Source organism: Aliivibrio sp. S3MY1 (assembly GCF_028765575.1).
Lineage (GTDB): Bacteria > Pseudomonadota > Gammaproteobacteria > Enterobacterales > Vibrionaceae > Aliivibrio.
Genome location: NZ_JARACO010000103.1, coordinates 1 through 741, shown reverse-complemented (window position 1 = coordinate 741; position 741 = coordinate 1). Strand labels below are relative to the sequence as shown.

2 protein-coding genes are annotated in these 741 nt (G+C 35.1%); both read left to right on the top strand.

Annotation, left to right across the window (positions count from 1 at the left end):
• The first annotated feature begins 180 nt into the window (after positions 1–180).
• Positions 181–426 (top strand): type II toxin-antitoxin system CcdA family antitoxin, encoded by a 246-nt coding sequence (locus tag PVK62_RS17445; protein WP_026029298.1) that lies wholly within the window; start codon positions 181–183, stop codon positions 424–426.
• On the top strand, positions 427–741 hold a 315-nt coding region (locus PVK62_RS17440), incomplete at its 3' end, for a CcdB family protein (RefSeq protein ID WP_012535038.1).

The window sequence follows — 741 nt, the reverse complement described above, 5'->3', positions numbered from 1 at the left end:
TAACGTCTGCATAACACGTTTGCTACGATACAGACCTAGCTGAATTTTAACGCCTTAATCACTGAAACTAAAGGCAAACTGACAACGCCGAGTGTAGCAAATCGTGTTGATGCATTTGTTAAATGCCTTTTTACGTTATATACTGAACCCACATACTTAATGCGCATGAGCGGTAACATTATGAGAAATCAATATAATACACAAGCGGTAAAGAAAGCGACCAATTTAACTTTAAATAGTGACCTGCTTGCTGAAGCAAAACGTTTAAAAATAAACCTTTCAGCAACAATGGAAAAAGCACTTTCACAGGAAGTGAGCAAACTAAAAAGACAAGAATGGTTAGAGCAAAACTCTGAAGCTATTGATGCTTGCAACGAACTAACCGATAAACACGGTCTTTTTTCTGATTCATACCGAGTATTTTAAATGTCTCAATTTACGCTATATAAAAACAAAGATAAAAGTTCCGCTAAAACCTACCCTTATTTTGTCGATGTTCAAAGTGATCTACTTGATAACTTAAATACTCGATTAGTCATTCCATTAACACCAATCGAATTACTTGATAAGAAAGCCCCAAGTCACCTTTGTCCTACGATTCATATTGATGAAGGTGACTTTATAATGCTGACTCAACAAATGACAAGTGTTCCAGTTAAAATCTTATCCGAACCTGTTAATGAGTTATCGACTTTCAGAAATGAGATTATTGCTGCAATTGATTTTTTAATCACTGGCATT